Origin of the sequence: Maribellus luteus, assembly GCF_003576475.1 — a bacterium.
GTDB lineage: Bacteria > Bacteroidota > Bacteroidia > Bacteroidales > Prolixibacteraceae > Draconibacterium > Draconibacterium luteum.
In genome coordinates this window covers 417,005-440,542 of record NZ_QWGR01000001.1, presented here as the reverse complement: position 1 = coordinate 440,542, position 23,538 = coordinate 417,005, and the positions used below count along the sequence as shown (strand labels likewise).

The following is a 23,538-nucleotide window of genomic DNA, read 5'->3' as shown; positions in this document are numbered from 1 at the left end:
TGGATACTCAAAATCAGTCCCTCTGTCCTTCACGCCCTGAATCCTTCCTCCTCGGCAAACTAAATATTCGAATGGGATTGCAAACTATGATCTCAGGAGTAAACAACCACGCCCAAAGGACTTTATTTTCCACACAAAACACAATTATTATTCATTCTCACATTGATTTGACTTATACCTTAGTTCCGCAAGCGGAATTTAACGGCACACAGATAATGCAGATATACACAGAAAATGATTTCACCCAAATGGGTGAAATAAAATTTGCGCTAATCAGCGCAATCAGCTTGAAAAAAAGCAGTTAGAGAATTGAGGTTATAATGAAAGCAGAATGCAGAGCTTCTCTGACCATATTCATAATACATGGGTTTCTTCGTTGATATAAATTGCTGGAGATAAACATGGGGCAAATCTTTCCCATAAACAGCAACACCGCAATACAGAAAAACAGCAGAACAAAAAAAGACAAGCAGATACTGATTTTTTAACATTCGAGGCTAATTTTATCAAAATCAGGCCTGTGCCGGTGGCTTTTCCTAATTTTGCCCGCAAATTGATAAATAGCCAATGTCAGGAATCACACTCGAAAGCATAATAGAAGAGGGCATTACCTCCGGAAAGCGAAGAACCCGCCTTGCTGTTGCACTGGTTTATTTCAGTATGGGCTTGGCCTTTGCATCGTGGGCAAGCCGGATCCCTGATATCAAAACAAGCCTTCACCTGAGCGACGGAGCTTTTGGTAGCATCCTCTTTGCTCTGCCGGTCGGGCAGTTTCTGATGATGCCTTTCTCGGGAAAACTGGTTACCCGTTTTGGCAGCCACAACGTCCTAAAAGTGGGTTTACCTCTCTACACGCTCGCGCTAACCGGCATTGGGCTCGTGCAGGCCGGCTGGCAACTGGCGGTCGTTCTTTTTCTCTTTGGACTTACCGGAAACATGTGCAACATTTCGGTCAACACCCAGGGAGTGGCTGCCGAGCGTCTTTACGGCCGCCCCATTATGGCGTCGTTCCACGGAGGCTGGAGTCTTGCTGGCTTTACCGGAGCACTGATCGGCTTACTGATGATCAACCTGAAAGTTCAGCCCATGTGGCACTTCATCACCATCATTTTTATCGTGTGGGTGATTGTCCGCATCAATTACCCCTACCTGGTAAGGGTGGATGCCGATCCCCAAAAACATGAACCCCGGCGAAAGTTTTTTATGAAACCCGACGGTGTTTTGCTCCAGCTCGGAATCATCGGCTTTTTTAGCATGGCCAGCGAAGGCGCTATGTTCGACTGGAGCGGGGTATATTTCAAAGATGTGGTAAAGGCACCCGAATCGCTGGTGATACTGGGCTACACCTCTTTTATGATTATGATGGCTACCGGACGGTTTTTAGCCGATTACCTGATTTCGAAAATAGGAAGAAAACGCCTGATGCAAATTTGCGGGGTAATGATCTCCACCGGACTTTTCACCTCTGTCATTTTCCCGTACCTGGTTCCCAGCACCCTTGCTTTTATGCTGGTTGGCCTGGGTGTTTCGAGCATTGTTCCAACGGTTTACAGCACTGCCGGAAAACATGAAAAAATCCCTCCGGGAATTGCCCTTGCCACTGTTTCAAGCGTTAGTTTTCTGGGCTTTTTGATGGGCCCGCCGCTGATCGGTTTTATTGCCGAAGCATTTGGCCTACGGTACTCCTACGCCGTAATTGGCATTTTTGGCATCGGAATCACCCTGATGGTAGCAAAGGTAAAAGCGCTGCAACAGGAGTAAAATAAAGGACTGAGGGACTGAAGGATTGAGGGATTGAAGGATTGAAGTCAGAATTTTCAATGTTCAATTACCAATGAATAGCAGCTCGAAACTTATTCTCACATTAAAGCATTCAAGCATTTAAGCATTTATTCCTGAGACTGATTACTGAGACTACGACTCTCCAATTCTGTTAACTGAAACTGAATACTTTAACTTTGACCAATAAACCTTGCGCATAAAAACAAAAACTTCCAACTTCTTTACTAATTTTGCGCCCTATTTTTAAACACGCTGATAATGACATTTCTGGAAGAAATAAAACGCCGACGTACCTTTGGAATTGTGAGCCATCCCGATGCCGGTAAAACTACGCTTACCGAAAAGCTGCTTTTATTCGGAGGAGCTATTCGGGTGGCCGGTGCCGTTAAAAACAACAAAATTAAAAAAGGTGCCACTTCCGACTTTATGGAAATCGAACGCCAGCGTGGTATTTCGGTGGCCACTTCGGTAATGGGTTTTGAATACAGCGGCTACAAAGTCAACATTCTTGATACCCCCGGTCACCAGGACTTTCAGGAAGACACCTTCCGCACACTTACCGCAGTAGACAGTGTAATTATTGTGATCGACGCCGCCAAAGGTGTGGAGCCGCAAACCGAAAAACTGATGAACGTTTGCCGGATGCGCAAAACACCTGTGATTGTTTTTGTCAACAAAATGGACCGCCCGGCACAAGACCCCTTCACCCTGATGGACGAAGTGGAGAACCAACTTAAAATAAAAGTACGTCCTTTGAGCTGGCCCATCAACAACGGCCCCGATTTTAAAGGCGTTTACAATATTTTTAACCGCAGCCTGAAATTATTCACGCCTGATATCCAGGAAATTCAGGAACGGATCAAATTTGAAGATCTTTCCGACCCGCGACTGGAAGACCACATTGGCAGCGATGCCGAAGTTCTGCGGGAAGAGCTGGAACTGGTGGAAGGAATTTACCCTGAATTTGAGCAGGACGAATACCTTTCCGGTAACCTTGCCCCGGTATTTTTTGGAAGTGCCCTTTACAACTTTGGCGTACAGGAACTGCTCGACAGTTTTGTGCAAATTGCACCAATTCCGCAGCCAAGCACAACCGAAGAACGAGTGATCGATCCAAAAGAAGAAGCTTTCAGCGGCTTTGTTTTTAAGATACACGCCAACATCGATCCGAACCACCGCAGCCGTATTGCCTTTGTGAAAATATGCTCCGGGCGTTTTGAGCGAAACAAAGTGTATAAAAACATCCGGCTCGGGAAAACCTTTCGTATTTCCAGCCCCACTGCTTTTATGGCTTCGCAGAAAGAAGTCATCGACGAAGCTTTTCCGGGTGATATCATTGGGGTGCCGGATACCGGAAACCTCATTATTGGCGACACGCTGACCGAGGGAGAAGAAATCCACTTCAAAGGTCTGCCTAGCTTCTCGCCCGAATTGTTCCGTTTTGTGGAAAATGCCGACCCGATGAAATCGAAACAGCTGGCCAAAGGTGTTGACCAGTTGATGGACGAAGGGGTGGCCCAGCTTTTCACCAGCACGTTTAACGGCCGGAAAATCATTGGTACCGTGGGACAATTGCAGTTTGAAGTTATTCAGTACAGGCTGGAGCACGAATACAATGCCAAGTGCCGCTTTGAACCTTTGCAGATGTACAAGGCCTGCTGGATTGAAAGCGACGACCCAAAAGTGCTGACCGAATTCAAAAAAAGAAAATACCAGAAAATGGCCAAAGACAAACTGGGCCGCGATGTATTTATGGCCGATTCGTCGTTTATACTGCAAATGGCACAGGACGAGTTTAAAAGCATTCGCTTCCATTTCACTTCGGAATTCTGATATTTCCGGGGGAATAGAAAATGCGGTGCAACCTACATTTCTGAATGTAATATTTTTCGACAGTTAGTTAGTCACTAGTTGCCTCAGAGTCTGTTTACTGTGGGCAAAATACCGCTTCAAAAGAATTCGTGTTGTATTGATTTTGATTGACATTAGTTTTATTATTTTTACTCTATGGAAACGAGTTTTTACGATAGTTCGCTTTTCACCTATGTCCTTCTGCCGGGCTTGATTTTTTTCTCCCGGATCATGGACGTGACCATTGGAACCGTTCGCATTGTAATGGTTTCGAAGGGGCATAAATTCTGGGCACCCATTCTTGGTTTTTTCGAGATACTGATTTGGCTGATTGCCATTTCAAAAATATTTGAGAACCTCGACAACTGGATGTGTTACGTTGCCTACGCGCTGGGGTTCGCTGCCGGAAATTACGTGGGGCTTAACCTGGAGGAAAGACTCGCAGTGGGAATTGTAAAAATCCAGATCATTACACGCAAAGAAGCCACCAAACTGATTGAAAACCTGAAAACGGCCGGTTACGGGGTTACTTTTCACAATGCGCAGGGAGCCAGTGAGAAAGTCAGTATCATCCACAGCATTATCAAACGGGCTGAGATAAAAAAGGTGGAAAACATTATCAAAGCCACCAATCCCAAAGCTTTTTACTCGATCGAAGACATCAAGTTTGTGAACGAAGGCGTTTTCCCGATGGTAAAAACCAAGTTGCGCTGGCGAAAAGGAAAGTAAACCAGGAGCCTGCCCCACATGCTTTAGCGGATGGGTATTTTTTCACTACCCGCTTACTTCATATTCCAAGCCAGGTAGTTTCGGATTATTCAAAATCACAAACCGTACAGCTGTTTTTCAATCAACTGTATCAGCACATGAATCACTTTTATATGAATTTCCTGCATGCGGTCTGAAAACCCGGAAACCGGTGCACAAACGGCGATATCAGAATGCTTGCGCAGCAGGTTATCGCTGTCGCCGGTGAGCGCCACTACCGACATTCCCTTGTTTTTTGCAGCCAATGCAGCATTCACCACATTGGTGGAGTTACCACTTGTGCTGATGGCAAGAAGTACGTCTCCTTTTTGCCCGAATGCCTCCACATACCGGCTGAAAACCTCCTCAAACGAAAAGTCATTTCCCACACAGGTAATGTAGGCCGGATCGTTGATCGCGACTGCCGGCAAGGGCTCCCGGTTGGTCCGGTACCTTCCGGTTAATTCTTCGGCAAAGTGGCTTGCGTCGCACAACGAACCGCCATTTCCGCAACTGATTATTTTATTCCCGGCCTTTAAAGCCCCGGCCATTGCCAGCGCCGTTTGTTCGATGGCTTCTATGTTGGCAGCATTGCTCATGAATTGCTGCAGCTTGTCCAGCGATTCGCCCAGACTGTCCTGAATCATTTTCTTCATCTCTTAATGCGTTTCGTTGATTAAGTTGAACGCGATCGACACGGCGGCATAATCGCCAATGCTTTCGCCCAGCTCGGCCGGTTTGATCCGGCATACCTGGCGGGCCACACTCAAGGCTTCTTTTTCCAGTGTTTTTTCAACCCAGGGATAAAAAAGGTTTTCGTTACGCGCATAAATACTTCCCAATACAATGCACTCGGGGTTCAGAATATCAATCAAAACCGATAAGCCCAATCCCAGGTAGCGGGCTGAAGTCCGGATGATTTCCAGCGCCAGTGCATCTCCGGCCTGAGCATGTTCGGCCACCATCTTAGCCGAAACATCATCGATGTTTTCCCGCGCACACCAGGCTACCGTCTCGCCCATCTGGTACTTTTCCATCAGCGCCATTTTTGCCAGCTGGGCAATCCCCCCTCCGCTGGCAAAACCTTCAAACGACCCCGCTTTTCCGTATCCCACCGGGCCAAATTCAGCGAGCCTGATGTGGCCCACTTCACCGGCATTGTCGTTGGTGCCGCTGTACAACCGCCCGTTAAGGATGATACCCGCCCCCAGACCGGTTCCAAAGGTCAGGAAAACCATGTTTCGGGTTCCTCTTCCGGCGCCAAATTTCCATTCGGCCAGGGCACAGGCATTGGCATCGTTCTGAAGCGCACAGGGAACCTGAAACCGCTCGGAAATCCTCTGCACAATCTGAATGTTATCCCATCCCGGCAAATTGGGAGGCGACATAATCACTCCCTTTTCGCTGTTCAGCGGTCCTCCGCAGCTGATCCCTATGGCACTCGTATTTTGCGGGTTTAAACCGTACTTCTGCATCGTTTGCGCCACATGTTCGAATAGCTTAGTGAGCGTGGTCTCCACATCGCTTGTGGCAAACATCGTTTTATCTACGATCTCGATCCCTCCGGGTACTTCCCGGGCATATACAAGGGCCGTTTTAGTTCCCCCGATGTCGATCCCCAAAACGTTTCTGTTCATCATATTTCTACGTTTAATAAAACCCCTGCAAGAGCCGGTAGCTTGAAGGCCTTAGACCTTTGAGGAAGTTTGCTGGCCTATGTTTTTGAATTCCGCCAATCAACCATTCTTCGAATATAGGAAATATTGCAGAAGTTGAAGGTCTGACTTACAAAGCACCCATCACAAAAAAACGGAACTCACTTTCGTAAATTCCGTTTTCCTTATCGTCTTTTTTTTTGACTTACAAATCCGCATTCAGCGCCGGGTATTTCTTTAACAACAGTTCCAGCTCCTGTACCACTTCCCTTTTCTTCTCGCCAAAAAGAGTTTTGTAATACTCGATTCCGTCCAGCAGGTTTTTTCTGAATTTCTCCAGGTTCCGCTTCTCCTTTACATCTTCCGCATTCTGAAGAAAGGCTTCCACTCTTTCCTTAAAAATATCGAGGTACATGCTTAGCTCCTTGATAAACATGTTCGGACGCGGCATTTTACTCAGTAGGTTTATCCGGCCGTAAATATGGTCCACCATCTCCTTTAGTGTCGCCACCTTGTCGAAATAAGCCAGGTTAGGTCCCGGGCAAATCGTTACTTTATCGGTAGAAGCCACTTTTATGTCTTTCGCCAACAGGGCCGAAATGCCCAGCCCAATGCACAAACACTCGGGCTCAATAATTTTATCGTAGGCTTTCTGGTACGCTTCGCCGCTTAGCTTCTGTTCTTCCAGCTCTTGCAGCTTTTGGGTCTGGTACTGGCGCGAAGCCGTACAAATGGGTTTTTCGGTATATTCGGTATTGAATTTCAAAAAGCCTTTGGTGCACGGAGTACCTGCTTTCCCCTCGGCGGCAAGTGCCAGTCTTCTCACGCTCATCGAGGCACCTTTAATGCTGTTAAACGGCACTCCCAGCGGCGACAAACCGCTAAAGTAGTAATCCTTTTCGCCGCCTTTGGCCAAGAGGTCCATCGTTTCGGTGTCGATGCTCACTGCTTCGGGCACCAGCAAAAAAGGTGATCCCCAGCCCACACTGTCCATGTTGTAATAATCAAGCAGGAAATTGTGTTCTTCATTGGTTCCCACGCCTCCCTGTGCCGTCACTTTAATTTCAGGCGTTTCGGCAGGCTGCGGCAACGATTTCTTTTGCAAGGCCTCTTTGTAGCCTTCCAAACAGGTAGTGTACAGCTGGTCGCGGTTTTGCCTGAATTCTTCCAGAATCGGTCCCAGCAAAACGCCTTGCGTTGGGAACGCATGCCCTCCGCAATTTACTCCCGATTCAATCCGGTATTCGGAAATCCACAATCCTTTGGCGGCAAGCATTTTCCCCTGTACCAGTGCCGAGCGAAAATCGCTCACCTTCAGAATAATTTTCTTTTTGATGTGGCCTTCGCTGTCGGGAAAGAAGTCCCCGAAATTTTCGATGTAGCTGTACAGGCGCGGACTCATTCCGGCCGAAAGCACCAGCGACGAGCTCAGCGTACTGTTGGCAAAACCACGCAGGGCAGCGTGCGCATCGTTGTACTCGGCAGGCAGATCTTCACCATCTTTCTGGTGCGACTGGTCCAGCTTTGTCATGATGTTAACATCGATCGACCCCAGCGGCAATTTTTCGTGTACCCACTTCGAAAACTCTTCCACCGCCTTTTTGCCTTTTTCGCCAAGGTTCAGTTTTTTCTTTAGCGAAGAAGTATCGGGCAGTAACTCCAGGTACTTCTCGAACTCTCCGCCTGCGTGTGTTACACTGTGTTTTAACTCGTCGAACTTTCGTGCCACAATTACTTCTACCATGTTCAGATACGAAGTAATGCGTTTGGCCCGAAAATCATCCACCTTCTGGGTAATTCCCTTGAAAGGCATATCAAACTTGTTGCAGTAAAATTCCCGCATTTTCTCCATCAGTCCATCATCTACCAGCGAGATAACCGACGAAATACCATAAGGCGCAACATTCATGGGTGTGTCTATGGAATATCCCACTCCCAGAACCGGGATGTGGAAAGAATGTCCTTCAAAAATCTTCATATAAAGCTGCATAAAAAAAGGAACGGAATATGACTCACGTTCCAGGTTATCGTTCATATATTCGAGCATAAAGTAAGCAAGGAATTCTGAAGCAATTTGCAACTAATGGTGCATCCCCCTATTTTGTCGGCTTATTTTGAATTAATCTTCAATCCCCTGTCCATTCATCAAACTTATTCGTCTAATGTTCGAAAAAATCGCTTTTTAATTGACCACCTGGTCACTTACTTGTCCATTTTTTGGGAAGTCTCAAAAGAAGCCACTATCTTTGACCAACCGTTCAGTCATAAAAATAATAAAAGATGCCACGAAGTCCGGAACAATTCAACGATATCCGAAAACAGAAGAAACAATTAATCATGGATACGGCGCTGGAACTGTTTGCCGAAAACGGGTTCCACGCCACCTCCATCAGCCAGATTGCCGCCAAAGCCAAAATTTCGAAAGGCCTTACCTATAATTACTTTGAAAGCAAAGACCAGATTCTTAGTGAGATCATGGATCAGGGATTTAACGAGATCTATGAGAACCTCGACATCAATCACGATGGTGCTTTAACCGAAGAGGAGTTCATCTATTTTATTCGTCGTAACTTTATGCTGGTGCGCGAGAATACACAATACTGGAAGCTTTTATTCTCTCTCTTGCTACAGCCAAAAGTCTCGCTGCTTTTTGCTGAAAGCTACAAGGAAAAAGCCGGACCTATTATGGGAATGTTCTACCAGTTTATTGTTTCGTGCGGCAGTAACGATCCTGAAAAAGACCTGATGGCCGTATCGGCGATGATTGAGGGCGCCTTTCTTTACCTGGTAGCAGCCCCCGAAATATTCGAGGGCGATAAAATGGAGCAGGCCGTCATCGACAATTGTCTGAAAATCATAAAAACAAACTAAAAAATAAACCATGTATCGCATAAAACGATCAATAAAACAGGCATACCCGGTATTTTTCATCTTTCTGATGATGGCCGGCGCCCTGCCAGGAAAAGCGCAAACCATCAACATTGAAGAAATAGTACGGCAGGCCGATGAGAAATTCAGGGGAAGCTCCAGTATTGGAGAGCTAACGATGATCATTGAACGCCCCACCTGGTCGCGCACCGTATCGATGAAAAACTGGACGCTTGGAAACGACTACTCGCTGATCTACATCACCGCTCCGGCCAAGGAAAAGGGGCAGGTATTTCTGAAGCGCAACAACGAAATGTGGAACTGGGTGCCCAACATCGAACGCATGATCAAAATTCCACCGTCGATGATGATGCAGTCGTGGATGGGCTCCGACTTTACCAACGACGACCTCGTGAAAGAATCGTCGATGGCCGACGACTACGACCAGGAACTGCTGGGAGAAGAGAAAATACAGGATTACCAGTGTTATAAAATACAACTCATTCCCCACGACGATGCGGCCGTGGTTTGGGGAAAAGTGATCATGTGGATATCGAAAGAAGAACTGCTTTGGCTGAAAGCCGAGTTTTACGATGAAGACGGCTACCTTGTTAACACAGAGGTTCTGAGCGACATTAAAAAAATGGACGACCGCGTAATGCCAACCCGTTTGGAAATGATTCCGGCCGATGAAGAAGGCAACAAAACGATCCTGATCTTTAACCAAATCGACTTTAACGTAAAAATCGACGAAAGCTTTTTCTCGCAACAGAATATGAAGAGGATTAGATAGCAATGCGTAAATGCGTGAATGCTAAAATGCTTAAATAGTAGAAATCAAACCATAAAACGAACTGAATGAATCCCAAAGATAATTTTATCGAAGAAATGAAAGCGCGGACAAAAAAGTTTGCCGTCGATGTGATTTTGTTCTGTGATACATTAAAAGAATCAAAGGGCAGCTCGGTGATTTCTTATCAACTTATCAAGTCGGCAACTTCAACAGGTGCCAATTACCGGGCTGCTTGCCGGGGGCGTTCTCAATCTGAATTTTTCAGTAAAATATGTATTGTAGTAGAAGAATCGGATGAATCAGTTTACTGGCTGGAAGTAATTAAAGATGCCAATCTTTCGGGCAATCCGGAGGAATCGACTCGTCTTTTAAATGAAGCCACTGAGCTTTCAAAAATAATGACGAAGTCGAAGGATACAACCTATCGAAACATGAATCAAAAAAATTAAAGCATTCATGCATTAACGCATTTAAGCATTTCAAATGAACACCAACATCAAACTGGCCTGGCGCAACCTCTGGAGAAACCGGCGACGAACGTTCATCGCGATTTCCTCCATTGTTTTTAGTGTGTTGCTGGCATCGTGGATGCGATCGATGCAGGAAGGATCGTACGACAGCATGATCGAAAACTCGGTCAAATTTTATTCCGGCTATCTGCAGGTGCAGGACACCGCTTTCTGGAACGAACGAACACTCGACAACAGCTTTTCCGCAAGCAACGAATTAAAAGAGTCGATCAGTCAGATTCCCGATGTCACGCTGGTGGTCAATCGAATCGAATCTTTTGCACTGGCTGCCAATCACCTGAAAAGCAAGCCTGCCATGGTAATGGGAATTGAGCCCGAAGCAGAAGACCAGATCACCAAAATATCGCAGAAAGTAAAAAAAGGCAGTTTCCTGAAAACCGGCGACAAAGGGGCCATTTTGGGTGAAGGACTGGCTAAATATCTTGGGCTAGACGTTGGCGACACGCTGGTGATGATCAGTCAGGGCTACCACGGAATAAGCGCCAGCGGGTTATTTGTAATTAAAGGTCTGCTCTCCCACCCCAACCAGGAATTTAACAACCGGATGGTGTACCTGGATATCGAAGCGGCGCGGGATTTCTACTCTGCCAGCGGACTTTCAACCTCGCTGGTGGTGATGGCGCACGACCATTACGAAGTGAAACACATAAAAAAAGCAATCGAACGTGTACTTCCGGCGGGCAACCGCGTAATGACCTGGACCGAAATGCAACCCGACCTCGAACAGCTTATTGAAAGCGACCGGGGAAGTGGCAAAATCATGCTGGGCATCCTGTACATGGTGATCGCATTTGGCATGTTTAGCGTTGTGCTGATGATGGTTAAAGAACGTTCACGCGAATTCGGAGTGGTTCACGCAGTCGGTATGCAAAAAAGCAAACTCTCGACGATTGTATTTTTTGAAACGATCTTTATCGGCCTGATTGGCTGTTCGGTGGGTGTACTCATCAGTTACCTGTTTTGCACCTACTTCTACTTTCATCCGATCCCCATGTCGGGAAAAATGGCTGAAGCCTACGAGCAATACGGAATGGAACCGTTTCTCTACTTTTCGCTGAAAGCCTCTCTCTTTTACAGCCAGATGATACTGGTGTTCCTGCTCAGTGTGTTTATTTCGGTCTTCCCGATGTACAACATTCAGCGGCTGAAGATTACCAAAGCGATGCGAAATTAAATCAGTCAACAGTTAAGAGGCACGGAAATGAGAAATAAAAATAGCAGTAAGCAAAAACTGGCATTACATGTTGAAGGAAATACTTCCGTCTTCGGTCTTCTAACTTCAATCAAATTTTAGGAATTATGATTTTATCAATAGCCTGGAGAAACGTATGGAGAAACAAGGTGCGCAGCATTATTATGATTGTTGCCATTGCCCTGGGACTGACCGCCGGTGTTTTTGCCACTGCATTTATGCTGGGCGCGGTTGAATCCAGGATTGAATCGGCGACCCGCACCGAACTGGCACACTTGCAGGTACATGCTCCCCGTTTCATGGATAACAACGAAACCGGATTATTCATCAGCAACGCCGGTGAGTTAACACAGAAAATCAACCAACTAGCTGAAGTGGACGCTGCCTGTTACCGGCTGATTGCCGAGCCTTTTATTATGGCAGCACACGGAACCGGCGGAGGAAAAATGCTGGGAATTGTTCCGGAAATGGAAAAAGAGGTCACCAACATCTCGCAAAAATTGGTTGATGGAACCTACCTCGAAAAAAACAGCCGGATGCCGCCGGTACTGATTGGCGAAAAACTGGCCAAAAAGCTAAAGTTGAAAGTCGGTTCGAAGCTAAACGTACAAATGGTGGATATGAACGGCGATCTGTCGTCGAAAGGCTACCGCGTAAGTGGAATCTACCGCACCGTAAATACCGGTTTCGATGAAACCAACCTTTTTGTTTTGTACGACGACCTAAAAAAACAATTGGGCCTGCACGGCGACGTGGCGCACGAAATAGCCATGATTTGCGACGATGCCAACACGGTGGATGACGTAAAAACAAAAGTGCAGCAACTGGCCGGAAACGACGATGTAAAGACCTGGAAAGAAATCAGCCCCGAAATGTCGATCCTTACCGAGTCGATGGATCAGTATATGTACATTTTTATTCTGATCATTTTGCTGGGGCTCTGTTTTGGCATCGTTAACACCATGCTGATGGCAGTGCTCGAACGCACCAAGGAAATCGGAATGTTAATGGCGGTTGGCATGAACAAGCGAAAAGTCTTTGGGATGATCATGCTCGAATCGGTGATGCTGACATTAACCGGCGGATTACTCGGAGTGCTGACCGGCTCGCTTATTACCAGGTATTTTGAAACGCGGCCCATAGATGTCTCGGCATTTTCAGAAGGGCTGGAGAAATACGGGTACGCAACAAAAGTGTACACCGCACTTCAGCCTAATACACTGGTCATCATTACCATTTTGGTAATACTCACCGGAATAATCTCGGCAGTTTATCCGGCACGAAAGGCATTGAAACTCAACCCGGCGGAAGCAACGAGAACAGAATAAAAATGCATGAATGCGTAAATGCATAAATGCTTTAATAATAGAAATCGTTCATCAAAAAAATTTAATCATGAACCCAAAAGACATTTTTGTTGAAGAAATGAAGAAGCGCACAAAAAAATTTGGTGTGGATGTGATTCTATTTTGTGATTCCTTAAAGCAGAGCAAAGCAACTTCTGTAGTTACTTACCAACTCATCAAATCGGCAACTTCAACCGGAGCAAATTACCGTGCTGCATGCCGTGGCCGATCGCAGGCTGAGTTTTTCAGCAAAATAAGTATTGTTGTGGAAGAAGCGGATGAATCCTTATTCTGGCTTGAAGTGATTAACGACTCTAAACTTTCGGAGGATCAAACTGAACTCGAACGCCTCACGAACGAGTGTACAGAAATTTTGAAAATTGTTACGAAATCAAAAGATACTACCTATAGAAATATTAACCATTAATGCATTCTTGCATTTTAGCATTCCCGCATTACAATGAAAATCATAGAAATAAAAAACCTGCACAAGATTTACAACAGCGATTCGGTGGCCGTGCATGCCGTAAACGGAATCGATGTTTCGTTTGAAGAAGGCGAATTCACCGCCATTGTGGGTCCTTCTGGATCGGGAAAAACCACTTTGCTGAACATTATTGGCGGATTGGATGATGCCACAGAAGGCAGTGTCGAAATCGAAGGAATAAAAATAAACGAGCTTTCGGCACGCAAACTCACCGATTTCCGGATGAAAAACATCGGATTTGTTTTTCAGGCCTACAACCTGATTCCCGTTTTGACAGCCAAAGAAAACGTGGAGTTTATCATGCACCTGCAAGGGAGAAATAAAGCCGACCGCGAAGCCAGAACTTCTGAACTTCTAAAAGCAGTAGGACTGGGAGAGATGATGGACCGAAGGCCGTCAAAACTTTCGGGTGGGCAACAACAACGCGTAGCTGTGGCCCGTGCGCTGGCATCGAAACCCAAGTTCGTTTTGGCCGATGAACCAACTGCCAACCTGGATTCACATTCCACTGAAAATCTTCTCGATATCATGGAGCAACTTAATAAAGAAGAAAAAATTACGTTTATTTTTTCGACACACGATCAACGCGTGGTCAACAAAGCCCGCCGCGTAATTACGATCGAAGATGGGAAAATAATAAGCGACATTTCAAAATGAAACAAATTCAGGGACTCATATTATTTTTATTGATTTCTCTTTTTGCAACGGCAGAAGATGGAAAGCATCCGGCACTAAATACGGCAGAAAAAGCCAATTACCTGACTCCGCTGGAGAAGGATGTGATTTACGAGATCAACCTTTTTCGCTCCAATCCGGCCCGGTATGCCGAACAGTACATTGAGCCCCTCGCGAGGTATTACGATAAAAAGATACTTCATTACCCGGGAGATAGATCCATTCAAACAATGGAGGGCGTCAGAGCGCTCAATGAATGCGTAAGGGACCTAAAAAAAGCAAGTCCGCAAGCCCTCATGTATCCCAGCAAAGAGCTATCGCAGGCTGCACGGAAACATCAGAAAGATCAGCAAAAGACAGGAAAAACCGGCCATACCGGCAGCGATGGTTCAAACATGCGGCAACGGGTTGAAAAATTTGGCAAGTGGCAGGTGCGAATCGGAGAAAACATTGCCTATGGAAATTCGAGCGCCCGGCAAATTGTGATTTTTCTCTTGATCGATGACGGCGTAAAAGACCGCGGACACAGGGCTACCCTTCTCCACCCTGCCTTTAAACTGGTGGGAGTAGCTTGCGGTTTGCATCCCGTATACGAAACCATGTGTGTGATGGATTTTGCCGGAGGAATGGCAGAATAGAATGGAGTAGTGAGTACAAAATAGTTAGTAATGAGTAACAAGCAAGAAAAGCATTGGCACAGAAATAATATCCGAAAATTTCAGTCCGGATTCCGGCAACTAATTGCCAGCTTTCATTTACCGATTATTCTTTCCATATTTTCGTTGGTTGTTATCTCAGTTGTCAAGTCAAATGCTCAATCAAGTGTTGATTTTAACGGATACATTAAGGAGTTGAGTATGTATTACAAACCCGTAAATCCGATGCCGGTTTCAGAAACAAAGTCACTGGATGACCTCTTCCTCAACCAATTCCACAACCGTCTGAATTTTAAGTGGTACGCCAATTCAAACTTAACCTTTGCCGTGGAAGCCCGAAACCGCCTGTTTTTCGGACAGATGATCAAGGATTTCCCGGAATACAAAAACATGATTGAGTCGGACAACGGGCTACTGGATATGGGCACCGTTTTAGCCTCGGGCGGTGGATGGTTTATGCATTCGATGATCGACCGAGCGTGGGTGGATTACACCAACGGCAAGCTCCAGTTTCGCCTGGGGCGTCAGCGAATTAACTGGGGCACCAACCTGGTCTGGAATCCCAACGATGTGTTCAACACTTTTTCCTACTTCGATTTCGACTACGAAGAGCGCCCCGGAACCGACGGCATCCGGATGCAGTATTACACCAGCGAAACCTCATCGGCAGAGCTGGTTTATAAAATCGGCCGTAAAGATTCATCTGAAACAGCAATAGCAGGAATGTATCGTTTTTCAAAGTTTGATTACGACATTCAGTTTATGGGGGGCTGGGTTGGTCCCGATTATGTGCTGGGTGGTGGCTGGTCGGGCGATATAAAAGGCGGCGGTTTTCGGGGCGAAGCCACCTGGTTTAAACCACGCAACAACAATGATCCCGAAAACTTTGAAACTTTTGTGGCCTCAGTCTCGGGCGATTATACTTTCAGAAGCAGTTTATACGTACATGCAGCAGTCCTGTTTAACAGCCATGGCACAACCGGCGATGCCGGAGGAAGGAGTTTCTTTGCCAGCAACTTGTCGGCCAAAATGCTTTCGTTTGGCCGGTACAATCTTTTTGCACAAAGCTCCTACCCTTTTACGCCGCTTTTCTCGGGCAACATCTCCGCCATGCTCAATCCCTGCGACGGTTCTTCGTATATCGGACCTTCGCTCACTTACTCCATTGGCAACAACTGGGAAGTGATGTTAAACGGCCAACTTTTCCTTGGCCGCGCAGGCACCGAATACGGCGATTACGGGCAAGCGTTTTTTGCACGAATTAAATGGTCATTTTAATGCACAAAAGTGATTATCGAATGCATTTATTATTTATTTTTGGGCGTTCTTAAAAAGCGAGTGTGTCCGTCAACGGATGGACAAAGCTCAGAGGTTGTCCCGAATGTTCGGACTCCCAAGCTGAGGATCGCAAAAACAAAAATTAGTAAGCGTCTCAGTGGTAGACCCGAGTGCTCGGGATCCCAGGTTGAGGGTCGCCAAACTAAAAACAAGCGGGAGTAGCTCAGTGGTAGAGCATCAGCTTCCCAAGCTGAGGGTCGCGGGTTCGACCCCCGTTTCCCGCTCTGAAGCCGAACTTTTGTTCGGCTTTCTTTTTTTTAGTCATTTTCCTCTATAACTTTGCCTCATTCACCAAATCCATTGAAAATGAAACTCACTTTCTAAATACAACTATTAAACATCTTCGATAATACTTCGTACAAACACAAAATCAACAATCTTCAATCATGAAAAATTTGCCTGTTTCTTTACTTATCTTGCTCATACTAATCGGAGCCTGTTCTACAACCAACAAATTGGCCAACGAAGCCATTCATTACGCCATAGTCGGACAAAATGAGAAGATTATTTTTAAAAGACTGGGAGCCCCTTCCAGCGTTACAAACACTTCTGACGGAGGAAAAGTGATGCTTTACGAATACCAAAGCAAAGGCATGTACACCACACCCAACAAGTCCAAATTAACACTAAACTATACCGGCGACAGGGCCAACACCGAACCGCATCTTAACTGGCAATATTCCAGTGCCAGCACACAAACCAATGCACCCGAGTACACAATCTATCAAAAAGATATATCTGTTATCAAGGTTTTTCTGGACAAAGAAGGGAACTGTAGCCGCATTGAGCACAACCTGACCAAAGATGAGCTGGAGTATTTCTATAAAAGTTTCAAACAGTTTGTTCCCCAGAACTAAGCAAGTCAAAACAAGCCCTCCGGTTCGGAAGGTCAAAAATAAAGGAGCCGGATGATTTCCGGCTCCTTTATTTGTCGCATCAAACACCTTTTTCAAAAAGGTGTACGTTCTTTTACATTCCCGATCCAAATTTCGGGTTGCCCCTGGACACCGGCATTTTTCATGGCATTTTTCAGCTCTTCCGATTCAAAAAAACGACTTGCCACATCCAGGTTATCAAACTCATGAACAACAATTACCGTTTCCGGGTCACTGATTTCCTGCAAAACACTGGCTCCAATAACCCCCTTTTCTTTTCGCACTTTCGAAAACTCTTCATAAACTTTCTTCCATGCTTCGAAATTGTCTACTTTATGTTTAACAAAACTTGCTATCATTTAAAATAGTTTTAAAATAAAAACCGCTTCTCTCCGACTGATCAACACCAGTCATAACATTTCGAAAGCCAATTCAGGCCTCTACCTTCATTATGGATTTAACTTTCTGCACCACCTCTTCAGTAATCTCCGTCAGGTTGTGCGCTTCTTTGGCATGAGCCGCCACCTGCGCCATCAATTCTTCTTCTGATTCGGACCGGAAAACAGCATCGCAATCAAATCCTGCATCGCTGCAACGAATAACTTTTACACTTCCCATAACTTATCCTCCTTTGTTTACAATTATTAAAACAAGTTCTTTTATCGCTAATAATAAACAAGTTAGTCCAATTGACCGCGAATCACAAGAATTAAGGACATGAATATCCTTAAAGTGTGTTAAACGGTGGTTATTCGGCGCTTATGAAGCACCAAGCTTCGCTTTTTGTATGATACAAAAGCTGAAATAATTCTAATGTCACTCTAATTGTTACTCAACTATTTTGAAATATTTAGCCAAAAACATTGACCTCCTTTTCTCAATCATTAACATATTTTTTATTAAAGGCGAAAGTAGATTTTTCCCGTCCCCAAAATACAAACAAGCACCATAAGTCTTTTTTTACATTTTCTGAGTATTTCCAAACTAATTGTAATTGCGACAATAAAACACTTACAGGTATTTATATGCCACTCTATTGGATTTAACTATGTTATAGACTACATTTAATAGACGCAAAGAACATTTCTGTTCAAAAAATCAACCAAATCTTGCCGCATATCAAATGTTCTGTGAAGTAATTTGAATCGATTTTACTGGAAAAAGTGGGCACTCATCTGACATCCCGTCTCTGGGTTCCGCTATTATCCGACATATTTCTAACTAAAAACAAAAAGAATGAGAGAAGATCAGGTAGAAACAAAGACATTGTATGAAAGACTTGGAGGCATAGATGGAATAACCAGTCTTGTTGACGACATTGTAGAAAACCACATGACCAATCCGGCGGTAAATGCCCGTTTTCTTCCACTTAAAGAGCATCCCGCTCATTTTGCAGAAGTAAGACAGCATCTAATCAATTTTCTGGCTGCCGGCAGTGGAGGACCACAGGAGTACAAAGGCAAAGACATGCTGGCCTCTCATAAAGGCATGAACATCAGCCAGGGAGAATATATGCACGTAATAGACGACATCATGAAAGCTCTGGGGAAAAACAAGGTGGACGAACCAACCCAAAAGGATGTTTTGGCCATCGCCTACTCGTTGAAAAAAGATATTGTAGGAGTTTAATTATCCATTTTAAAACAAAGCAACATGAAAACATTCAAATTTACCCTGTTATTTTTATTCGTTTTCGCCATCGTATCTTGCGAAAAAGAAGATCTAACAACTGATCAGCAAGACGAGCTTCAACTTAAGAGTGCACAAAAAGTACTGAATTTCAGGGCTCATCTTTCGGGAGAAAACGAAGTTCCGCCAGTTTGGACCGATGCAAGCGGACAGGCCATCTTTCAGTTGAATAAAGAAGGAACGGAATTGTCGTATAAACTTATTGTCGACAGTATTGAGAACGTATTAATGGCACACATCCATTTCGCACCTGCAGGACAAAATGGATCTATTGTAGTATGGCTTTACCCATCATCAGCACCGCCGGTTTTAATTCCGGGAATGACCAGCGGCATACTCGCCGAAGGAGTGATTACCGATGCCAACCTGACTGGACTGACTTTGATGGACCTTGTGGATACCTTTTATGCAAATGGAGCATATGTAAACGTGCATACCTCACAAAACCGCGGGGGCGAAATACGGGGGCAAATCAAAGGAAATAAGCCGGGAGGTAACAATTAAAAAGAACGTTGTTCAGGTTTAGTTGAGGATAAATCTGAAAGCAGGGATGCAATTGGCTCCCTGCTTTTCTTTTGATGCAGAATGAAGCCAGGCTAAACAGCCGATTTATCCAGCATCAGCATTTGATTGATTACAATTTCGGTGATGTATTGATTCTCACCGTTCTTATCTTCATACGTCCTGTTGGTCAGTTTTCCCTCGATCGATATTTCCGATCCTTTTTTCAGGTATTTTTCCGCAATTTCGGCTTGCTTGCCCCAGGCTACCAGCCGGTGCCAGGTGGTTTCGCTTTTCTTTTCGCCGTTACTGTCGCGGTAAATTTCGTTGGTTGCTATACTAAAATTAGCAACGGTTTTTCCACTGCCAAGCTTTCTTACTTTTGGGTCGTCTCCCAGGTGTCCGAGAAGCCTGACGCTGTTTTTTAATGCATTCATGATCTGTAATTTTTTTGTTAATATAGTGGAGCCGTTTTTTGCTTCGGGCCCCTTGAACGAAAGAACTGAAACAAAGGTAGAGGGCTACAAAAAGCTTATTCGGTAGTTAAACATTTATAAACGACAATAAACGTTTGCAAGCGTTTGCAAATGGATATTTTGCTGTAATTTAAGAACTTAGAAAATTAGAACCTGCAAAAAGAGATAAGCTTGAGGTGTATATATTTTAGGCGCAAGCTTGAAAACCGAACATAAATGATAGATTGGGATAATAAAATAGAATCTAACTTTCCAAGATCAGACTATAGAAATCGAGATTTCTCCGGTTATTGGACAAAGCATTTCGTTAATGACTTTGTTGACTCTATATTCAATTCAGGCATCGTCGAAACGCAAGAAAAGTATGCCGACTATAAAAATGAGCACCTACCTAAAAGTTTATTTAAATTTTTTCCTCCCTCTCAATACAGTTTAATAAATTTAGAAAATGACTCACTTTTCCTATCGTCACCGAGAAATTTCAATGACCCATTTGATAGCTTTGTTTGCATAGAAGCTGAGAAGTTTAAGAAAATATATTTACTAAAAAGACTAAAAGAATTAAACCTAATTTCAAAAGTAGAGAACGAGGATAAAATCTCTGAAAAGGAATATTATCAACTTTACCACTCATGGACTAAAGAATCAGAACCACCTTTTATGCTAAATAAGAGACGTCCAAAACATTTCATTTTTGCACTATTTGATATTAGAAATAAAAAAAGTGGTTCACTAAGTTCCTTACTTTATGAGATTGTTGAGGAAGCAAGGAGAGAATGTAGAAAAAAGATTGATTACATAAGGAATATGGAGTTCAAAATTTCTTGTTTCTCAAATTTCGAGGATGAAACAGAATTGTTGAATAATACGACCATGTGGTCACATTATGCAGATAATCATCAAGGTTTTAGTATTAAATATAAAACCGACTTCGACAATATAGTTAATGGAAAAGCTATTAAATGTGGACTCTTCCCCATTCATTATACTGCCAAAGTACCACAAATTTCTCCTAGAGAACTTATGAGGTCAAAGTTTTCAGGTGAAGAATTGAAGTTAAACAAACCAGTTCTGAAAACAGCTTACAAAACCATGACAACGAAATCACGCTCATGGAGTTATGAGAAAGAATGGCGATTAATCCTTAGCAACTATGATTCTGATATATTAACCAATAATACAATTCCATTTTTAAAAGCAGAAGCAATTTTTCTCGGTGCGAGAATTGAATCAAATCTCAAAAAGTTCCTTGTGCAAATTGCGGAAAAGAAAGAAATTCCAATCTATCAAACTAAACTAAGTAACGAAACCTTTCAACTAAGACTAGAGAATTTATATTTGAGAAACATACAGGAGGAAGAATATCGTAATCGAAGTCAAATTATATATCAACTCGAAAACCATAATGACAAACAAGAAAAAATAAATTTATTAAATAAAGAAAGGTATAATTTATAAAAAGCCTGTACCTAACATTTGTGCCCGTCGCCCAACCCCATAATTTTTAACCACTTGTTACTATTAACTGAATCATTCAATAAAATACCCCCTTGCGTTATAAAACCTCCGCCAAAAAGAAAAATGGTGAAATTGGTTTACTTTTGCCCAAAGAATGTGAAGTGGCAAATAATGATCCGGTAGATTTAGATTCACCATTGAAGAATATGACAGAAATAGAACTTTTAGCTCCTGCCAAAAACCTTGAGTCCGGGATGGCTGCAATAAACTACGGAGCCGATGCGGTATACATCGGGGCCAGCCGTTTTGGAGCAAGAGCAGCTGCGTCAAATTCAGTGGCCGATATTGAGTTGCTGGTTCAGTTTGCACACAAGTACAGGGCGAAAGTTTTTGTCACACTAAATACCATCCTGTATAACAACGAACTGGAAGAGGCCGAAAAACTAATTCACCAGATTTACAATGCCGGAGCCGATGCGCTGATTATTCAGGACATGGGCATTTTGAAAATGAACATCCCTCCTATTCCGCTTCATGCCAGTACACAAACCAATAATTATGCAACCGATCGCATCTGCTTTCACGACCAGCTTGGTTTTGACCGCATAGTGTTGGCGCGTGAGCTGTCGCTCCGGGAAATCAAAAAAATCAGAGCTGCGACCAGCACAGAGCTGGAATATTTTGTTCACGGGGCATTGTGCGTTAGCCTGAGCGGGCAGTGCTACTTTAGCGAGGTTACAACCGGAAGAAGTGCCAACCGGGGAATGTGTACCCAGGCCTGCCGGCATCCGTACAATTTGGTGGATGGAAACGGCAAAAGAATCATCCTCAACAGCCACCTGCTTTCGCTGAAAGACCTGAACCTAAGCAGCAATTTATCCGAGTTGATTTGTGCCGGAGTAACCAGTCTGAAAATTGAAGGAAGGTTAAAAGACATCAACTACATCAAAAATGTGGTAAGCTATTACCGGAGAAAGCTGGACGATATTCTTAACTCCGAACGGGAATATGTAAAAGCATCATCCGGGAACACGGAGATTAGTTTCGACCCTGATCCGGAAAGAAGTTTCAACCGGCACAGCACCCATTACTTTTTATCTGGAAGATCAAAAGATCTGATCAACACTTATTCTCCCAAATCGATCGGAAAAAAGATTGGCACTGTCGAGAAAGTTGGCTCGGATTACATAACTATGAAAGCGACTGAAACCGTAAATAACGGCGATGGATTGTGCTTTATTCATAAAAATGAACTCATCGGATTCAGGATTGACAAGGTAGTTGGCAACAAGGTTTTTATCAGCAACACCTCCAACCTTTTGCAGGGAATGGTGCTTTACCGCAACCATGATCACGAGTTCATAAAAATGCTGGAAGCCGATAAATCGGTACGCAAAGTAGCTGCCACCATCAGTGTAACCGAAAAGGATAACTCCCTGCATTTCGAACTTTCTGACGAGGATCACCTGTCGTCCGGTTACACGATGACGGAGTTACCCGAACAGGCCAAAAATCCTGAATCTGCTGACAGAAATCTTGTTTCTCAGCTTTCCAAGTCGGGCAATTCAATGTTCAACATAACGGACGTGAAGAACAACTGCCAAGCAAGTTATTTTTTCCGCATGTCGGAATTGAACGAGATCAGAAGGATACTGTTTGAAAAACACGAGGCGGCCCGGATTGCAGCATTTGCAAGAAAAGATACAGGTCAGCAGCTAAAAACGATTGATTTCCCCCAGAAGGAAGTAGATTTTTCTGCAAACATTTCAAACGAAAAAGCGGCGCAGTTTTACCGGGAACATGGCGTAGAAAAGCAGGAAAAGGCGCTTGAAGTAAGTTCGGCAAAAGAAAAGCAGTTGTTAATGACAACGCGTTACTGTTTAAAGTATGAACTGGGGTATTGCGAACGGTTTCAGGAAGCTCAAAACACGCCACCCGAACCACTTTTCCTCGAAGACCAAAACAGAAAATATTTGCTCCAGTTTGATTGCAAACAGTGTTTAATGAGAATAAGGCTTGAAGATAAAAGCTAAGCGCTGAATCCACATCACAAAGGCCATAAAGAAACCGTTGCCGTCATTTTCTCGCCCTCAATCTTTAAGAGCCATTGCCTTTTTTAGTAGAGTTCCATTCCCAAAAATAATAAGCTCAGCATGCAGGATGTCGCAAATTTCCAAGTTTAAGCAATGGACGTGAGATACTTTTGTGTTGTAATTTTTAAAAAGCAAAACAATGACAAAGTTAATTTCATGGGTAGAGATCCCGGCAACAGATTTCGAAAGAGCAGTTAAATTTTACAGTTCGGTGCTAAACATCGAGCTGCAGGTGGCCGACTACGGGCACGAGAAAATGGCTTGTTTTCCCAACGGAGAAGGCGCCATTTCGCAAGCCCCCGACTTTAATCCAAGTAAAGACGGAACACTGGTAAGTTTCAACACGGGGAAAGACCTGGACGGCACCATCGAAAGAATTAAAAAGAACAATGGAACAATGGTACGTCCGAAAACAAAAATTGAGCTCGAAAACCTGGGATACTTTGCCCTGTTTATCGATAGCGAAGGCAACAAGGTTGGACTTTACGGAGACGAATAACAGAAAAATGAGATTAAGGTTTTGTGC

Annotated in this window: 24 protein-coding genes and 1 tRNA gene; 19 read left to right on the top strand and 6 right to left on the bottom strand. The window is 44.2% G+C overall.

The genetic code is table 11. The features are described 5' to 3' along the window. Positions 1-567: 567 nt before the first annotated feature. The 3 genes from D1614_RS01655 (at position 568) to D1614_RS01645 (ending at position 4,362) form a co-directional block, all read left to right on the top strand. Complete coding sequence (locus D1614_RS01655) at positions 568-1,761, top strand: MFS transporter (RefSeq protein WP_119436131.1); 1,194 nt, start codon at positions 568-570, stop codon at positions 1,759-1,761. Between the two features lie 279 nt (positions 1,762-2,040). Then, positions 2,041-3,615 carry a peptide chain release factor 3 gene (locus D1614_RS01650; RefSeq protein WP_119436130.1) on the top strand — a complete coding sequence of 525 codons (1,575 nt, stop codon included), beginning with the start codon at positions 2,041-2,043 and terminating at the stop codon, positions 3,613-3,615. Between the two features lie 174 nt (positions 3,616-3,789). Continuing rightward, positions 3,790-4,362: a DUF2179 domain-containing protein gene (locus D1614_RS01645; protein ID WP_119436129.1), complete on the top strand. Its 573-nt coding sequence runs from the start codon at positions 3,790-3,792 to the stop codon at positions 4,360-4,362. Between the two features lie 95 nt (positions 4,363-4,457). On the opposite strand, the gene lpcA is transcribed toward D1614_RS01645, so the two are convergent. From lpcA to D1614_RS01630, 3 genes are all read right to left on the bottom strand, one after another. Continuing rightward, complete coding sequence (gene lpcA, locus D1614_RS01640) at positions 4,458-5,036, bottom strand: D-sedoheptulose 7-phosphate isomerase (protein WP_119436128.1); 579 nt, start codon at positions 5,034-5,036, stop codon at positions 4,458-4,460. Between the two features lie 3 nt (positions 5,037-5,039). Beyond that, a complete protein-coding gene (locus D1614_RS01635; RefSeq protein WP_206609896.1) occupies positions 5,040-6,020 on the bottom strand; it encodes an ROK family protein in 981 nt (326 codons plus the stop codon). Between the two features lie 220 nt (positions 6,021-6,240). Further along, positions 6,241-8,082: a hypothetical protein gene (locus D1614_RS01630; RefSeq protein WP_206609895.1), complete on the bottom strand. Its 1,842-nt coding sequence runs from the start codon at positions 8,080-8,082 to the stop codon at positions 6,241-6,243. A 233-nt stretch (positions 8,083-8,315) separates the two neighbouring features. Between D1614_RS01630 and D1614_RS01625 the strand changes: the two genes are divergently transcribed. The 11 genes from D1614_RS01625 (at position 8,316) to D1614_RS01575 (ending at position 16,777) form a co-directional block, all read left to right on the top strand. After that, on the top strand, positions 8,316-8,906 hold the full coding sequence (locus D1614_RS01625) for a TetR/AcrR family transcriptional regulator (protein WP_119436127.1): 591 nt from the start codon (positions 8,316-8,318) through the stop codon (positions 8,904-8,906). Positions 8,907-8,916: 10 nt separating this feature from the next. Next, the gene (locus D1614_RS01620) at positions 8,917-9,696 is read left to right on the top strand and encodes an outer membrane lipoprotein-sorting protein (RefSeq protein WP_241558062.1); all 780 of its coding nucleotides are present in this window, start codon (positions 8,917-8,919) and stop codon (positions 9,694-9,696) included. 65 nt (positions 9,697-9,761) lie between these two features. Next, on the top strand, positions 9,762-10,145 hold the full coding sequence (locus tag D1614_RS01615) for a four helix bundle protein (RefSeq protein ID WP_119436126.1): 384 nt from the start codon (positions 9,762-9,764) through the stop codon (positions 10,143-10,145). Between the two features lie 34 nt (positions 10,146-10,179). Beyond that, the gene (locus D1614_RS01610; protein ID WP_119436125.1) at positions 10,180-11,400 is read left to right on the top strand and encodes an ABC transporter permease; all 1,221 of its coding nucleotides are present in this window, start codon (positions 10,180-10,182) and stop codon (positions 11,398-11,400) included. Positions 11,401-11,525: 125 nt separating this feature from the next. Further along, positions 11,526-12,746, top strand: a complete 1,221-nt coding sequence (locus tag D1614_RS01605; RefSeq protein ID WP_119436124.1) for an ABC transporter permease — start codon at positions 11,526-11,528, stop codon at positions 12,744-12,746. A gap of 67 nt (positions 12,747-12,813) precedes the next feature. After that, positions 12,814-13,191 carry a four helix bundle protein gene (locus tag D1614_RS01600; protein WP_119436123.1) on the top strand — a complete coding sequence of 126 codons (378 nt, stop codon included), beginning with the start codon at positions 12,814-12,816 and terminating at the stop codon, positions 13,189-13,191. Positions 13,192-13,224: 33 nt separating this feature from the next. Next, positions 13,225-13,908: an ABC transporter ATP-binding protein gene (locus tag D1614_RS01595; RefSeq protein ID WP_119436122.1), complete on the top strand. Its 684-nt coding sequence runs from the start codon at positions 13,225-13,227 to the stop codon at positions 13,906-13,908. Then, positions 13,905-14,564, top strand: coding sequence for a CAP domain-containing protein (locus D1614_RS01590; RefSeq protein WP_119436121.1), 660 nt, complete (start codon positions 13,905-13,907; stop codon positions 14,562-14,564). Before D1614_RS01595 ends, D1614_RS01590 begins: the two co-directional genes overlap by 4 nt. Before the next feature lie 30 nt (positions 14,565-14,594). Continuing rightward, positions 14,595-15,860: a hypothetical protein gene (locus tag D1614_RS01585; protein WP_147383964.1), complete on the top strand. Its 1,266-nt coding sequence runs from the start codon at positions 14,595-14,597 to the stop codon at positions 15,858-15,860. 212 nt (positions 15,861-16,072) lie between these two features. Continuing rightward, a tRNA-Gly gene (locus D1614_RS01580) sits at positions 16,073-16,144 on the top strand. 162 nt (positions 16,145-16,306) lie between these two features. Then, on the top strand, positions 16,307-16,777 hold the full coding sequence (locus D1614_RS01575) for a hypothetical protein (protein WP_119436119.1): 471 nt from the start codon (positions 16,307-16,309) through the stop codon (positions 16,775-16,777). 92 nt (positions 16,778-16,869) lie between these two features. Here D1614_RS01575 and D1614_RS01570 read toward each other — a convergent pair whose 3' ends face one another. Both D1614_RS01570 and D1614_RS01565 read right to left on the bottom strand, forming a co-directional pair. After that, positions 16,870-17,154: a putative quinol monooxygenase gene (locus D1614_RS01570; protein ID WP_119436118.1), complete on the bottom strand. Its 285-nt coding sequence runs from the start codon at positions 17,152-17,154 to the stop codon at positions 16,870-16,872. Positions 17,155-17,227: 73 nt separating this feature from the next. Further along, positions 17,228-17,413: a DUF1059 domain-containing protein gene (locus tag D1614_RS01565; RefSeq protein WP_119436117.1), complete on the bottom strand. Its 186-nt coding sequence runs from the start codon at positions 17,411-17,413 to the stop codon at positions 17,228-17,230. Positions 17,414-18,031: 618 nt separating this feature from the next. Between D1614_RS01565 and D1614_RS01560 the strand changes: the two genes are divergently transcribed. Then, entirely contained in the window at positions 18,032-18,424 is a 393-nt protein-coding gene (locus D1614_RS01560) for a group I truncated hemoglobin (protein ID WP_119436116.1), read from the top strand. A gap of 24 nt (positions 18,425-18,448) precedes the next feature. Beyond that, positions 18,449-18,988 (top strand): CHRD domain-containing protein, encoded by a 540-nt coding sequence (locus D1614_RS01555; protein WP_119436115.1) that lies wholly within the window; start codon positions 18,449-18,451, stop codon positions 18,986-18,988. Between the two features lie 92 nt (positions 18,989-19,080). On the opposite strand, the gene D1614_RS01550 is transcribed toward D1614_RS01555, so the two are convergent. Continuing rightward, the gene (locus D1614_RS01550) at positions 19,081-19,422 is read right to left on the bottom strand and encodes a single-stranded DNA-binding protein (protein ID WP_119436114.1); all 342 of its coding nucleotides are present in this window, start codon (positions 19,420-19,422) and stop codon (positions 19,081-19,083) included. Between the two features lie 255 nt (positions 19,423-19,677). Here D1614_RS01550 and D1614_RS01545 point away from each other — a divergent pair, with 255 nt between their 5' ends. The 3 genes from D1614_RS01545 (at position 19,678) to D1614_RS01535 (ending at position 23,511) form a co-directional block, all read left to right on the top strand. Next, a complete protein-coding gene (locus D1614_RS01545) occupies positions 19,678-20,919 on the top strand; it encodes a DUF2971 domain-containing protein (protein WP_119436113.1) in 1,242 nt (413 codons plus the stop codon). Positions 20,920-21,011: 92 nt separating this feature from the next. Further along, complete coding sequence (locus D1614_RS01540; RefSeq protein ID WP_119436112.1) at positions 21,012-22,952, top strand: peptidase U32 family protein; 1,941 nt, start codon at positions 21,012-21,014, stop codon at positions 22,950-22,952. 199 nt (positions 22,953-23,151) lie between these two features. Next, positions 23,152-23,511, top strand: coding sequence for a VOC family protein (locus D1614_RS01535; protein ID WP_119436111.1), 360 nt, complete (start codon positions 23,152-23,154; stop codon positions 23,509-23,511). The last annotated feature ends 27 nt before the right edge of the window (positions 23,512-23,538 follow it).